Annotated in this window: 18 protein-coding genes; 14 read left to right on the top strand and 4 right to left on the bottom strand. The window is 65.4% G+C overall.

Annotated features, from left to right (window positions below):
- The first annotated feature begins 10 nt into the window (after positions 1 to 10).
- From KMZ68_RS22825 to KMZ68_RS22815, 3 genes are all read left to right on the top strand, one after another.
- Positions 11 to 862, top strand: a complete 852-nt coding sequence (locus KMZ68_RS22825) for an Mrp/NBP35 family ATP-binding protein (RefSeq protein ID WP_249779455.1) — start codon at positions 11 to 13, stop codon at positions 860 to 862.
- 115 nt (positions 863 to 977) lie between these two features.
- Positions 978 to 1451 carry a hypothetical protein gene (locus KMZ68_RS22820; protein ID WP_249779454.1) on the top strand — a complete coding sequence of 158 codons (474 nt, stop codon included), beginning with the start codon at positions 978 to 980 and terminating at the stop codon, positions 1449 to 1451.
- Positions 1452 to 1514: 63 nt separating this feature from the next.
- Entirely contained in the window at positions 1515 to 2168 is a 654-nt protein-coding gene (locus KMZ68_RS22815) for a glutathione S-transferase family protein (RefSeq protein WP_215613387.1), read from the top strand.
- A 158-nt stretch (positions 2169 to 2326) separates the two neighbouring features.
- Here KMZ68_RS22815 and KMZ68_RS22810 read toward each other — a convergent pair whose 3' ends face one another.
- A complete protein-coding gene (locus KMZ68_RS22810; RefSeq protein ID WP_215613386.1) occupies positions 2327 to 3292 on the bottom strand; it encodes a 2-hydroxyacid dehydrogenase in 966 nt (321 codons plus the stop codon).
- A 133-nt stretch (positions 3293 to 3425) separates the two neighbouring features.
- On the opposite strand from KMZ68_RS22810, the gene KMZ68_RS22805 reads away from it, so the two are divergent.
- The 5 genes from KMZ68_RS22805 (at position 3426) to KMZ68_RS22785 (ending at position 6644) form a co-directional block, all read left to right on the top strand.
- Complete coding sequence (locus KMZ68_RS22805; protein ID WP_215613385.1) at positions 3426 to 3794, top strand: YciI family protein; 369 nt, start codon at positions 3426 to 3428, stop codon at positions 3792 to 3794.
- Complete coding sequence (locus KMZ68_RS22800) at positions 3791 to 5062, top strand: RNA polymerase sigma factor (RefSeq protein ID WP_215613384.1); 1272 nt, start codon at positions 3791 to 3793, stop codon at positions 5060 to 5062. Before KMZ68_RS22805 ends, KMZ68_RS22800 begins: the two co-directional genes overlap by 4 nt.
- Positions 5063 to 5199: 137 nt before the next feature.
- Positions 5200 to 5622, top strand: a complete 423-nt coding sequence (locus tag KMZ68_RS22795; protein ID WP_215613383.1) for a DoxX family protein — start codon at positions 5200 to 5202, stop codon at positions 5620 to 5622.
- Positions 5623 to 5659: 37 nt separating this feature from the next.
- The gene (locus KMZ68_RS22790; RefSeq protein WP_215613382.1) at positions 5660 to 6196 is read left to right on the top strand and encodes an SRPBCC family protein; all 537 of its coding nucleotides are present in this window, start codon (positions 5660 to 5662) and stop codon (positions 6194 to 6196) included.
- A gap of 37 nt (positions 6197 to 6233) precedes the next feature.
- On the top strand, positions 6234 to 6644 hold the full coding sequence (locus KMZ68_RS22785) for a VOC family protein (protein WP_215613381.1): 411 nt from the start codon (positions 6234 to 6236) through the stop codon (positions 6642 to 6644).
- An 11-nt stretch (positions 6645 to 6655) separates the two neighbouring features.
- Here the strand turns inward: KMZ68_RS22785 and KMZ68_RS22780 are convergent, their stop codons facing one another.
- The 3 genes from KMZ68_RS22780 to KMZ68_RS22770 all read right to left on the bottom strand — a co-directional run bounded on the left by KMZ68_RS22780 (position 6656) and on the right by KMZ68_RS22770 (position 9166).
- Complete coding sequence (locus tag KMZ68_RS22780; RefSeq protein ID WP_215613380.1) at positions 6656 to 7099, bottom strand: DUF2147 domain-containing protein; 444 nt, start codon at positions 7097 to 7099, stop codon at positions 6656 to 6658.
- A gap of 74 nt (positions 7100 to 7173) precedes the next feature.
- A complete protein-coding gene (locus tag KMZ68_RS22775) occupies positions 7174 to 8547 on the bottom strand; it encodes an MATE family efflux transporter (protein WP_215613379.1) in 1374 nt (457 codons plus the stop codon).
- A gap of 91 nt (positions 8548 to 8638) precedes the next feature.
- The gene (locus tag KMZ68_RS22770) at positions 8639 to 9166 is read right to left on the bottom strand and encodes a GNAT family N-acetyltransferase (RefSeq protein ID WP_215613378.1); all 528 of its coding nucleotides are present in this window, start codon (positions 9164 to 9166) and stop codon (positions 8639 to 8641) included.
- A 111-nt stretch (positions 9167 to 9277) separates the two neighbouring features.
- Here KMZ68_RS22770 and KMZ68_RS22765 point away from each other — a divergent pair, with 111 nt between their 5' ends.
- The 6 genes from KMZ68_RS22765 to KMZ68_RS22740 all read left to right on the top strand — a co-directional run bounded on the left by KMZ68_RS22765 (position 9278) and on the right by KMZ68_RS22740 (position 12621).
- Entirely contained in the window at positions 9278 to 9874 is a 597-nt protein-coding gene (locus KMZ68_RS22765; protein WP_215603587.1) for a superoxide dismutase, read from the top strand.
- Positions 9875 to 10025: 151 nt separating this feature from the next.
- On the top strand, positions 10026 to 10400 hold the full coding sequence (gene crcB, locus KMZ68_RS22760; RefSeq protein ID WP_215613377.1) for a fluoride efflux transporter CrcB: 375 nt from the start codon (positions 10026 to 10028) through the stop codon (positions 10398 to 10400).
- Between the two features lie 115 nt (positions 10401 to 10515).
- A complete protein-coding gene (locus tag KMZ68_RS22755) occupies positions 10516 to 11121 on the top strand; it encodes a permease (RefSeq protein WP_215613376.1) in 606 nt (201 codons plus the stop codon).
- Positions 11118 to 11618 carry a hypothetical protein gene (locus KMZ68_RS22750; protein ID WP_215613375.1) on the top strand — a complete coding sequence of 167 codons (501 nt, stop codon included), beginning with the start codon at positions 11118 to 11120 and terminating at the stop codon, positions 11616 to 11618. Before KMZ68_RS22755 ends, KMZ68_RS22750 begins: the two co-directional genes overlap by 4 nt.
- 53 nt (positions 11619 to 11671) lie before the next feature.
- Entirely contained in the window at positions 11672 to 11860 is a 189-nt protein-coding gene (locus KMZ68_RS22745; RefSeq protein WP_215613374.1) for a hypothetical protein, read from the top strand.
- A gap of 2 nt (positions 11861 to 11862) precedes the next feature.
- On the top strand, positions 11863 to 12621 hold the full coding sequence (locus KMZ68_RS22740) for a metal ABC transporter ATP-binding protein (protein WP_215613373.1): 759 nt from the start codon (positions 11863 to 11865) through the stop codon (positions 12619 to 12621).
- Positions 12622 to 12656 lie beyond the last annotated feature (35 nt).

Below are 12656 nucleotides of genomic sequence, written 5' to 3'. Positions count from 1 at the left end.
GGGATAGATCGTGTCCGCCACTCCGCCCACCATGCAGGCCCGCGCGACCTCGAAGGCCGCAGGCATTCCCGGCGTCAAGCACGTCATCGCGGTCGCGTCAGGGAAGGGCGGCGTCGGCAAGTCGACCACTTCCTGTAACCTCGCGCTCGGCTTTGCCGCGATGGGACTGAAGGCCGGCATCCTCGACGCCGACATCTACGGTCCGTCGCAACCGAAACTGTTCGGCCTGCGCGGCAAGCCGCGCCAGATCGGCCCGCGCATGCTGGAGCCGATGGAGCGGTTCGGCGTCAAGGTGATGTCGATCGGCTTTCTGGTCGAGGAGGACAACGCCATGATCTGGCGCGGAGCGATGGTGATCTCGGCGATCACGCAGATGCTGCGCGAAGTGGCGTGGGGCGACCTCGACGTCCTGGTCGTCGACCTGCCGCCCGGCACCGGCGATGCGCAACTCACCATCGCGCAGCAGGTGCCGCTATCGGGCGCGGTGATCGTCTCGACGCCGCAGGACATCGCGCTGATCGACGCCCGGCGCGGCATCGCGATGTTCCAGAAGGTGAACATCCCGATCCTGGGCGTGATCGAGAACATGTCGAGCTTCTGCTGCCCGACCTGCAACCATGTGACGCCGATCTTCGGCCATGGCGGCGCGCGGCTCGAGGCCGAACGCCGCGGCATCCCCTATCTCGGCGAGATCCCGCTCGACATCAAGATCCGCGAGACCTCCGACGAGGGCCGCCCCGTCGTCGCGACCGAGCCCGACGGCGTCCATGCCAGGCACTTCGTCGAGATCGCCCGCACCATCTGGTCGGCGATCTCGACCGGCGCGGCGAGCCGTCCGGCGCCGCGCATCGTCATCGAGTAGCCGCCAGCCTGCGGCGTTCGGGGCCGATGGCTTAGGCAAAAAAAGTTCCCGAGCCGTGTCGGTTTCTGACGATACCGTTCGTCATGGTGCAGTGGTTTCAGAACAGGAGCTCAGAGTGTCCACCGAACAATTGAAGGGTACCACCTTAGGCGATCGCGGGATCGTCGCCACGCCGACGCGCCGGCGGTGGCGCAGCGCGGCGGCAATCCTGCTGGGCTTCGTCGCGGTGGTCGTGCTCTCGCTCGGCACCGATCAGGTGCTGCATGTGCTCGAGGTTTATCCGCCGTGGGGCCAACCGATGAACGATACAGGGCTGCTGCTTTTGGCGCTGTCGTACCGGATCGTCTACACCGTGGCCGGCGGCTACATCGCTGCATCGCTCGCGCCTGGTGCGCCGATGCGTCATGCCGTCATCCTGGGACTGATCGGGCTCGTCCCCGGGACGGCCGGTCTCGTTGCCGCCGCCAGTACGGAGCTCGGTCCGCTCTGGTACCCGGTCGCGCTCGACCTCAGCGGCTTGCCTTGCTGCTGGCTTGGCGGGGTCCTGCATCGCGCGACCGGACGACAGGATGGCTTCACAGGCCGCTAAAGCGTGATGAGTTTGGGTTGAAGCGGCGAGACCGGATGATTTTGACCAGGGAGGAGCCTCACGGTGACCATCACCATTACTGCCTTTGAGCGGTCACCCGATGGCGGCAGGGGGCTGGCGCGTGATACGCGCGTTCGCTGGGCGCTTGAGGAAGTCGGCCAACCCTACCAGGTTCGCCTTGTTTCGTTTCGTGCGATGAAGGAACCCGCGCATCTGGCGCTTCATCCTTTCGGCCAGATTCCGACCTACGAGGAAGGCGATCTCGCCTTGTTCGAGACAGGGTCGATCGTGTTCCATATAGCCGGGCGCCATGCGGGCCTGCTGCCGGACGATGCCGATGCGCGGGCGCGCGCGATCACATGGATGTTTGCCGCGCTCAGCACGGTGGAGCCGGCGATCCTTGAACTCGCAACTGCCAGGTTTCTGGAAGGCGATAAGCCCTGGAGCAAGGAGCGCCTGCCGCTGGTCGAGGATCGCGTCCGCGACCGGTTGAAGCAACTTTCCGCTCGCCTTGGCGATGCCGACTGGCTCGATGGCGGGTTCAGCGCGGGCGACCTGATGATGGTGTCGGTGCTGCTCAGGTTGAAATCATCGGGCATCCTGGACGGATATCCGAACCTCTCCGCCTATGTCGCCAGCGGCGAAGCGCGGCCCGCCTACAAGCGGGCTTTCGACGCTCAATTGGCGGTTAACACCGGCAAGCTGCCGACCGGCTGATGGACGACGAGAGATCAAGCGCCAGGGCAATTTCCACTTCTATCGCGTCATCCTTGGAGATGCATCGCAAGGCGATGCTCTTCACTCCCCTCCCTCCACGTGCTCTTGCGCGTGGCGGGGAGAAGAAAAGCGCCGGCTCAGGGGAGCTGGAAAGCGTTCTAATACCCCCGCGCGGGATCGACGACGTTGTCGAGCGCGGCGCCGGCCTCGAAACGTTCGATCTGGCGCGCGACATATTTCGAGATTTCGTCGGGATCGGTATCGGCGGCGTTGTGCGGCGTCAGCACCACCTTCGGATGGGTCCAGAACGGGCTGTCCGCCGGCAGCGGCTCATGGGCGAAGACATCCAGCGACGCGGCGCCGAGCGTGCCGTCGTCGAGACATGAAAGGATGTCGGCCTCGTTCTGCAATCCGCCGCGGCCGGCGTTGATCAGGACCGGTGCGCCGATCGGGCCGTTGCGGTTGAGCTTTCCGAACAATCCGCGATTCAGGATGTGCCGGGTATCCGGCGTCAGCGGCAGCAGGCAGACCAGAATATCGGTTCGTGCGAGAAACGGCGCGAGCTGCGCTTGCCCGTGGAAGCATTCGATGCCCTCGATTCGCCGGGCGCTCCGGCTCCAGCCCGCCACGCGGAAGCCGATCCGCTTCAACACTTCGGCGGCGTCGGCTCCGAGCGTGCCGAGGCCCATGACTCCGACCGAAACCGCGCTCGCCGGCCATTGCGACTTCGGTTCCCAGCGCTTCTCGCGCTGGCAGGCACGCAGGTAAAGCTCCTGCCGGTGATGCATCAGCACGTGAAGGGTGACATATTCGGTCATGCGCTGGGTGAGGTCGCCGACCGCGACCCGAACCAGCGGCACTTGCGGCAGGCTCGAATCGGCCATCAGCGCATCGACGCCCGCGCCCAGGTTGAAAATGACGCGCAGGTTCTGAAATGCCGCGAGTTCGCCCGGAGCCGGCTTCCAGACCGCGGCATATTGAATATCGGCCGGATCGAACCCCGCATCGGGCAGCAGCAACACCCGCCGGTCGCCGCAGACATCGTCGAAGCGGCCCTTCCATCGTTGCGGCGACCAGTTTTCGGTGCCGCCGTTGATCAGCAGGGCGAGCGCGCCTTTGTTCATCGGATTTTTTTGTCCCAGGCTGGCGGAATCTGCGGCGACCTTACCGGCTCGTGGTGGCTCTGCAAAATAAATCCGCTATCCTGTCGGAAGCCTCTGCACTCACTCGTCTTCCAACCGAACCGGAACCTCTCGCATGCTCTACGCCATCCTCTGCTATCACGACGAAGACACCGTCGGATCCTGGACCAAGGAACAGGACGCCGCCGTCATGAACAAACTTGCCGTCGTGCAGGACAAACTGAAAAAACAGGGGCGGCTCGGGCCGGTGGCGCGGCTGCTGCCGACGACCTCGGCGACCACGTTGCGCAAGGACGATCCGCCTCTCGTGCTCGACGGCCCCTATGCCGAAACCAAGGAACAGCTGCTCGGCTTCTATATCGTCGACTGCAACAATCTCGATGAGGCGCTCGACGTCGCGCGCGATCTCGGTGCCGCCAATCCCGGCGGCGCCTACGAAATCCGCCCGGTTGGGCTGTTGAACCCGGGGAGCATCAAGCCGTGACCGACGCCGCCTGGATCGATGCCGCGCTGACCTCGGCGCGCCCCCAGGCGGTCGGTGCGCTCTTGCGCTATTTCCGCGATCTCGACATCGCCGAGGAGGCCTTCCAGAACGCGTCCTTGCGCGCGCTGAAGAGCTGGCCGCAGAACGGTCCGCCGCGCGATCCCGCGGCATGGCTGATCATGGTCGGCCGCAATGTCGCGATCGACGACATCAGGCGCAACCGCAGGCAGCAGCCGCTGCCCGAGGACGAGGCGATCTCCGACCTCGACGACGCCGAGGATGCGCTGGCCGAGCGGCTCGACGGCTCGCATTACCGCGACGACATCCTGCGGCTGCTGTTCATCTGCTGCCATCCCGACCTGCCGGCGACGCAGCAGATCGCGCTCGCCTTGCGCATCGTCTCGGGGTTGACCGTCAAGCAGATCGCGCGCGCCTTTCTGGTTTCCGAGGCGGCGATGGAGCAGCGCATCACCCGGGCAAAGGCGCGCGTTGCCGACGCCGACGTGCCGTTCGAGACCCCGGGCGCCGTGGAGCGCTCGGAGCGGCTCGCCGCGGTGGCGGCGATGATCTATCTGGTCTTCAACGAGGGCTATTCGGCCAGCGGCGACACCGCCGAGATCCGCTCCACCCTGTGCGAGGAGGCGATCCGGCTGGCGCGGCTGTTGTTGCGGCTGTTCCAGGGCGAACCCGAGATCATGGGGCTGACGGCGCTGCTGTTGCTGCAGCACGCCCGCGCGGCGGCGCGCTTCGACGCCGAGGGGGCTGTGATCCTGCTTGACGATCAGGACCGCAGCCTGTGGAACCAGAAGATGATCGCGGAGGGGCTGGCGCTGATCGACAAGGCGATGCGCCACCGCCGCAGCGGACCCTATCAGATCCAGGCGGCGGTCGCAGCGCTGCATGCCCGTGCCGCCAGGCCCGAAGACACCGACTGGACCCAGATCGATCTGCTCTATGGCGCGCTGGAGGTGATGCAGCCGTCGCCGGTGGTGACGCTCAACCGCGCGGTCGCGGTGTCCAAGGTGCGCGGGGCCGAGGCCGCGCTCGAAATGATCGAGCCGCTGTCGTCGCGGCTGTCGAATTACTTCCATTTCTTCGGGGTGCGCGGCGCGTTCCTGATGCAGCTCGGCCGCAACGAAGAAGCCCGAATCGCCTTCGACCGCGCCATCGCGCTCGCCAACACCTCGGCGGAGGCCGCCCACATCCGGATGCATCTCGACCGCCTGATGCGCGACAGCGCGCCCCGCGGCGCCAAGGCGGGGAAGTAGGGGACCTCTTCCCTTCTCCCACAAGGGGAGAGGGGAAAAGGGAGCCGGTCGCAATAATTTCGCTCGTCCCCCTGTCGATTTCCGCCGCTCCCGTTCGTCCTTGGAGTGTGCATCAGCAATCCCTGACGGAGCCGACCATGACGACGATCGCCGAGACCGCGGCAAGCCCGGAAATTTCAAAGCCCGCACAGTGGACCGGCCGTGTCCTCAGCGGCCTCGTCATTGTGTTCCTGCTGTTCGACGGCGCCATCAAGCTGGTGCCATGGCCGGTGGTCACGGAAACCATGGACAGGATGGGCTACGGGTCGAGCGAAAGCCTGGCGCGGACACTCGGTGTCATCACCATCGCCTGCACCGTGCTCTATACGATTCCGCCGACCTCGATTCTCGGGGCCATCCTGTTGACCGGCTATCTCGGCGGCGCGATGGCATCGCATGTCAGGATCGGCAGTCCGCTGTTCAGCCATACGCTGTTCGGATTCTATCTGGGCCTGATGGTGTGGGGCGGGCTGTGGCTCCGCGACAGGAACTTGCGCGGCTTGATGCCCTGGCAACGTTGATTTACCCCGCCGACGATCCACCGATACGGAGTTTGCCATGTTCGAAGTCATTGCCATCATCGCCGTCGTGCCTGCGATTGCGATTGCGATCGTGCTGATCCTCGCTGCGACCAAGCCGGATACGTTCGCCGTGAGGCGCGCCATCACGGTCAAGGCGCCACCGGAAAAGATCTTTCCGCTGATCAACGATTTTCACCAGTGGGGATCGTGGTCGCCTTACGAACACAAGGATCCCGCGATGAAGCGCACTTTCAGCGACGTGGGGAGCGGCAAGGGCGCGGTCTATGCGTGGGAGGGCAACAAGAACGTCGGTTCCGGCCGCATGGAAATCCTGGACGCGCCGGCGCCGTCGAAGATCGCCATCAAACTCGATTTTTTCACGCCGTTCGAGGGCCACAACACCGCCGAATTCACAATGCTGCCGCAGGGCGACGCCACCCTTCTGACATGGCTGATGCATGGTCCCGCGCCGCTGATGTCGAAGGTGATGCAGGTCTTCATCAACATGGACAACATGGTCGGCAAGGATTTTGAAATCGGTCTCGCCAACCTGAAACGGCTCGCCGAAAAATAAGCCCCGGTGCGGCGTCGAATCACCCAAGGAGCAAGCGATGCAGATCAATCCCTACCTGTTCTATGACGGCAATTGCGAAGCGGCGTTGAAATTCTATGCCAAGGCGCTCGGCGCCACGATCGATGCAATGCTGACCTATGAGAGCGGGCCCGCGGAGATGCCGATCCCTCAGGAATGGAAGAAGAAGGTCATGCACGCCAGGATATCGATCGACGGCGAAGTGCTGATGGCCTCCGACGCGCCTCCGGGCAATTTCCACCAGCCGCAGGGATTCGCGGTCTCCCTGCAGGTCGAGGATCCCGCCGATGCGGAGCGCAGGTTCAAGGCGCTGGCCGAGGGCGGCACCATCAACATGGCGTTCGGCAAGACTTTCTTCTCCAGGGGCTTCGGCATGTGCGTCGATCGGTTCGGCATGCCCTGGATGGTTAACTGCCCGATGGAGGAATAGGTTTTCCCCACTCAGCGCTTCGTCCGCGTCCAGTTCTCCCCGCCGCACAGCGGGCCGACGCAGCCTTCGACTTTCAGGGTTTCCGGACCGGTCGCCGAGATGTGGCTCGCATAATGGCTGCCGTCGTCGGCGTTGTAGATCTGGCCGGACCATTGGCCCGGACCGCTCGGCTGCAAGCCGCTGAACAGCGGCAGCCCGATCATCGGCCGCTTCCTCAGGGCCGGATTGGGATTCTTGTCGTCGACCTGCGGCTTGCCGGTGGCGGGATCGATCGGCTCTCTCAGCCAGACGATCACCCCGCAGATTCCGCCGCCGCATTTGCTGACGCGCACCTTGGCGTCGCCGGCCTGGGTCAGCCAGATGCCGGTCGCTTCGGCGCCGGTCTGCGCCCGCGCTGCCGGCGCGCCCAGCAGCGCCGCCAAGACCGCAACGATGAAGCCGAATCTGCAAGCCATGAGCCACCCCCGAAAAGCAGGCCTGCATAGCAACAAATCGAATTTGTGCAATGCCGTATCGGCCGGCTCGCGGATCATTTACCCCAGCGCGTCAGCCGGACCGAAGCGGCCACGCCGAGGCCGAACAGCACCATGGCGGCGCCGGCCAGCGCGAACAGTGTCCAGGCCGGAGCGTCGATCGACACCAGCCACCAGCCGCCGAGCCCGACCAGCAGCAAGCGGCCGGTCCCCGCCAGCACAGGGCCGCCGACCTTCGCCGCGCCCTGCGAGGCGAAATAGAGACAGGTGCCGAGCCCGAAGAACCCGAACGCCGGGCCGGCCCAGGCGAAATAGGAATAGGCGGCGGCGGTGACGCCGGGATCGCCGGTGAACAGCGACACCCAGAGCACCGGCTGCGCCGCCACGATCAGGCCGATCAGCCCGATGGTGAGGGCCGACGCTGCGCCCGCGGTCCACGCCACCTTGCGGGCGCGCGCCACGAGGCCGGCGCCGATCGCCATGCCGACCATCGGCACCGAGGCGACGCCGAAGGCGAACGAAATCGGGGTCAGCAGGAATTCGAGCCGCGAGCCCATGCCGTAGCCGGCCAGCGTCGCGGTGCCGAAGCCGGCGAGGATTTTGGTGAAGATCAGGATGGTCAGCACGCTCTGCAGCGGCGCCACGCAGGAGATCGCGCCGACCTTCAGGATGTCGAGGAACATGGCGCGCTGAAATCTGAAGGCGCGGAAATCCAGCGTCAGCCGGCTGCGGCCGCTGACGAGGATCCAGGCTAGAAATATCGCGCCGAGCGAGAATGCGATCAGTTGCCCGGCGGCGACGCCGCGCATGCCGAGTTGCGGCATCCCGGCGAGACCGAGACCCAAGGTGCCGCCGGCCACGACCTGAACGAGGGCGGTGCCGATCAATGTTGCCGACGGCAGCCGCATGTCGCCGGTGCCGCGCAGCACCGAGGACAGTGTATTGACCAGCCAGATCGAAACCGCGCCGGAAAACAGCACCTGCGAATATTGCAGGGCCTGTTCGAGGACACCGGCCCGCCCGCCCAGCAGCATGAAGAACCAGCGGCCGAACAGCAGCATGACAGCGGTGAAGAACAGTCCGCCGAGCAGGCCGATCATGGCCGCGTGCAGCGCCAGCGTCGCCGCGCGCTCACGGTCGCCGGCGCCGAGCGCGCGGCTGATCGCCGACGAAACGCCGCCGCCCATGGCGCCCGCCGACATCATCTGCGTCAGCATCACGAAGGGGAAGACCAGCGCGATGGCGGCCAGGGGTTCGATGCCGAGACGGCCGATATAGGAGGTTTCGGCGACCGCCACCAAGGTGGTGCCGAACATCGCGACGATATTCGGAAATGCCAGCTTGAGCAGGGTCGGCAGGATCGGCGACGTCAGCAGGCCGTTGGCGGCGATGCCGGCCGGGGGCGCCTCGGGCGAGGCCTTGATGGTCATGCAGCACCGGCCATTCAGGCGTGAGCGGACAAAATGATGATCGACATATTATGGGCCGTCGGCTGCGGCCGCCACCCCGCGGCGCGCATGGTCACCAAGGCAGGCCGCATAGGTCGATGACGCCTTGGCGCGGCGCGCGGGTGAAGTCGAGCACGAAGGGCGCCATCGCCTCGAAGCGAATGCGTCCCCCGGGCTGCTCGGCGTAGACCTCACCGGTGAAGCGGTGCCAGCCGCGCGCCTGGTAGAACGCGAAATTGTGCGATTCGCAGAACAACAGCGCAAACTGCACCGCTTCGCGGTCGCGCATGGTCCGTACCGCGGCGTTCAGCGCGAGGCTGGCATAGCCCTGGCCGCGGCAGTCCTCGCGGGTCATGACCCCGCCGATGCCGCCGGCCTGCATCTTGCGGCCGTCCAGGGTAACATCGCGGAAATAAATTCCGACATGGCAGGCCAGCCCGCCCTCGGGCCGTTCGATCAGCACGCGGAGGTCGGCATGGGCCCACTGGACTTGGCCCCATGACAGCTTTTCCATGACATCGGGCGGCCAGACCGCATCGAACAGCGGCTTCGCCACGGGCCACGATGCGTCTCCGTTCAATACGTCGATCTCGATGCTCATTTTGCTCAATCCCTGCGCAGCCCGAACCCAAATTGCTGTGTTTAAGATCGACGGAACCTTCTATAAGGGGGCCCGTTAAGTCACGTCTCCCATCATTGCGGACATCATCCCATGACCTTCACGCTTCCCAACCTTCCTTATGCCTATGACGCGCTTGCTCCTCATATGTCGAAGGAAACGCTGGAATACCATCACGACAAGCATCATCAGGCCTATGTGACCAACGGCAACAATCTGCTGAAGGGCACCGAATTCGAGGGCAAGTCTCTCGAGGAGATCGTCAAGGGCTCGTTCGGCAAAAATGCGCCGCTGTTCAACAATGCCGGCCAGCACTACAACCATCTTCATTTCTGGAACTGGATGAAGCCCAATGGCGGCGGCAGCAAACTGCCGGGCCGTCTGGAAAAGAAGATCAACGAGGACCTCGGCGGCCTGGAGAAGTTCAAGACCGATTTCGCCGCTGCCGGCGTCGGCCAGTTCGGCTCGGGCTGGGCATGGCTGTCGGTCAAGAACGGCAAGCTCGAAATCTCCAAGACCCCGAACGGCGAAAACCCGCTGGTGCATGGCGCCACCCCGATCCTCGGCGTCGACGTCTGGGAGCACTCCTACTACATCGATTATCGCAACCGTCGCCCGGATTATCTCAAGGCGTTCGTCGATCATCTGGTGAACTGGGAGTATGTCGACCAGCTGTTCTCGAAGGCCTGAGGCTTTCGGCGGTTCATCGGCCAACGATCCGGGGGCGGCAGCATCGCGCTGCCGCCCTTTCGTTTGCGCCGGCATCCCGTGATCCTTGCGGGAAACGCAGCCTTGCGGCAAAACCTGTGATGCCGGTGCTCCGATCCCTGGAAAGCTTGAGATGAACTATGTTCTGGTCTTTGTCGGCGGCGGGCTTGGCGCGTCGCTGCGCCATTTCGTCAATGTGGTCTGCGCGCGCGGGCTCGGCACCGCGTTTCCCTGGGGCACCTTCATCATCAATATCTCGGGCTCGCTCGTGATGGGCCTGATCGCCGGCTACCTGGCCTTCAAGGGCGAAGCCTCGCAGCCGTGGCGGCTGTTCCTGATGACCGGCATTCTCGGCGGCTACACCACCTTCTCGGCGTTCTCGCTCGATACCGCGCTGCTCTACGAGCGCGGCGAGATCGGATCGGCGCTGTTCTACGTGCTGGGCTCGGTGCTGCTGTCGATCGCCGGCCTGTTCGCCGGCCTCGCGCTGGTCCGCCATCTGGCGTGAACAATCCCGCATGGGCCTTCCTCAGGCGCGCATGGGTTTCGTCACTGTTCCGTTTGCTTCACTGTGCCGGCGCGACTAAGCAGGATCAGCCGTTTCACCTCCCAGACCGATTGCCTTGTCAGAATCACCCCTGAAAGACCCGGCGCCCGCCGATGACGCCGCGGACTTGGAGCCGCGCCCTGGACGCGTCCGCAAGCCGATCGGCTGGTCGATGATCGTGATCGCGGTCTTGGTCGCGGTCAGCGTGGTCTTGGTGTGGCGCCGCGACGGCGTCGACGGCGTTCTGGAAATCCTGACCAGCGATCTCGAACTGTTCGGCGGCATCCTGCCGCGCGTGCTGGCGGGCTGCCTGCTCGGCGCGCTCCTCGCCGAGATCCTGCCGCACGAAAAAGTGTCGCGATCGCTCGGGCCCAACTCCGGCCTGAAGGGATTGCTGATCGGGACGGCGTTCGGCGCGATCCTGCCGGGCGGACCGTTCACCGCCTATCCGGTGGCGGCGGCGCTGCTCACCGTCGGCGCCGATTTCGGCGCCACCATCGCGATGGTGGTGAGTTGGACGCTGCTCGGCTATGGCCGGGCGATTTCCTGGGAATTGCCGATTCTGGGCACCGACTTCACGCTGTGGCGGATCGCGATCTCGCTGCCGATCCCGGTGCTCGCCGGCGCGCTCGGCCGCTTCGTCTATATCAGGATGTATCCGAAGGGCGCCCCGCCGTCATGATCGCCGCCCTGATCATCGACATCACTTTGTGGGGCTCGGTTGCGGTGCTCGGCTTCATGGTCTGGCAGCGCGGCCGCACGGTGCTGACGGCGGCAGCGCGTGAAGGCGCCATGGATTTCATCAACATCGTGCCGCGCATCGCGCTCGGCGTGATCGGCTCCGGCTATATCGCGGCGGTGCTGCCCCAGGAGGTCATCACCGGCTGGTTCGGGCCCGACTCGGGCTGGCTCGGCGTGCTCGCCGCGACTGTTGCGGGCGCCGCGACGCCGGGCGGACCGGTGATCGGCTTCTCGCTCGGCGCGGTGGCCCTGAAAGCCGGCGGCGGCGCGCCGCAGGTCATCGCCTACGTCGTCGCCTGGGCGCTGTTCGCCTTCCAGCGGCTGATTCTCTGGGAAATCCCGTTCATGCCGGCCCGCTTCGTCTGGTTCCGTGCCGCGGTGTCGCTGCCGTTCCCGTTCCTGGCAGCCGCGATCGCGATGGCGATCGGCAAGCCTTGATGGACCGAGACGGCCTCATGGACACCAGTTATGTTATAATATAACATTTCCTCATGGTTCCTTCCCATTCCCACAGCCACGATCATGGCCATCACCACACCCACAGCCATGGGCCGTCATCCCCGCATCCGGCGCAGGCCGCGCCGTGGTCGATCCTGCGCATGACCGTGATGGCGCGGCTTGGTGCTGCGCTCGCGGTCAGCGCCGTCCTGTGGGCCGTGGTGCTGCTGGCGATGAGGTGAGCATGGCCGCGCAGCTCAAATTCCGCGACGTCACCTTGGGCTACGACCGGCACCCGGCTGTGCACCACCTCGACGGCGAGGTCGCCTCCGGCGCGCTGCTCGCGGTCATCGGTCCCAACGGCGCCGGAAAATCGACGCTGTTTCGAGGGCTGGTCGGCATCCTCAAGCCGCTGGCGGGTTCGATCTCGCTTGGCGACCTCAACGTCCGCGATATCGCCTATCTGCCGCAGACCGCCGATATCGACCGCAGCTTTCCGATCTCGGTGTACGATTTCGTCGGCACCGGGCTGTGGCGCAGCACCGGGTTCTTCGGCGGCATGGGCAAATCGGCGCGCGACAAGATTGCGCAAGCGCTCGCCGCCGTCGGCCTCAACGGTTTCGAGAACCGCCCGATCGGCACGCTGTCGGGCGGGCAGATGCAGCGCATGCTGTTCGCGCGGGTGCTGCTGCAGGATGCCCGCCTGATCGTGCTCGACGAGCCCTTCAACGCCATCGACGCCAAGACCTCGGCCGACCTGCTCGATCTGGTGCGGCGCTGGCACGCCGAAGGGCGTACCGTGCTGGCGGCGCTGCACGACATGGATCTGGTGCGCGCCCATTTTCCGGAAACCCTGCTGCTGGCGCGCGGCCCGGTGGCGTGGGGCCCGACCGCCGAGGTGCTGACCGCGGCGAATCTCGGCGAGGCCCGCCGGATGTGCGAAGCGTTCGACGACAGCGCGCCGGCTTGCGCCGTCGACGACATGCCGTCGCGGGCGGCCTGACCGTGGCGATTTATGACGCGCTGATCGCGCCTTTC

It is taken from the genome of Bradyrhizobium sediminis (genome assembly GCF_018736105.1).
Taxonomy (GTDB): Bacteria; Pseudomonadota; Alphaproteobacteria; order Rhizobiales; family Xanthobacteraceae; genus Bradyrhizobium.
This window is presented reverse-complemented; position numbering and strand designations above follow the sequence as displayed.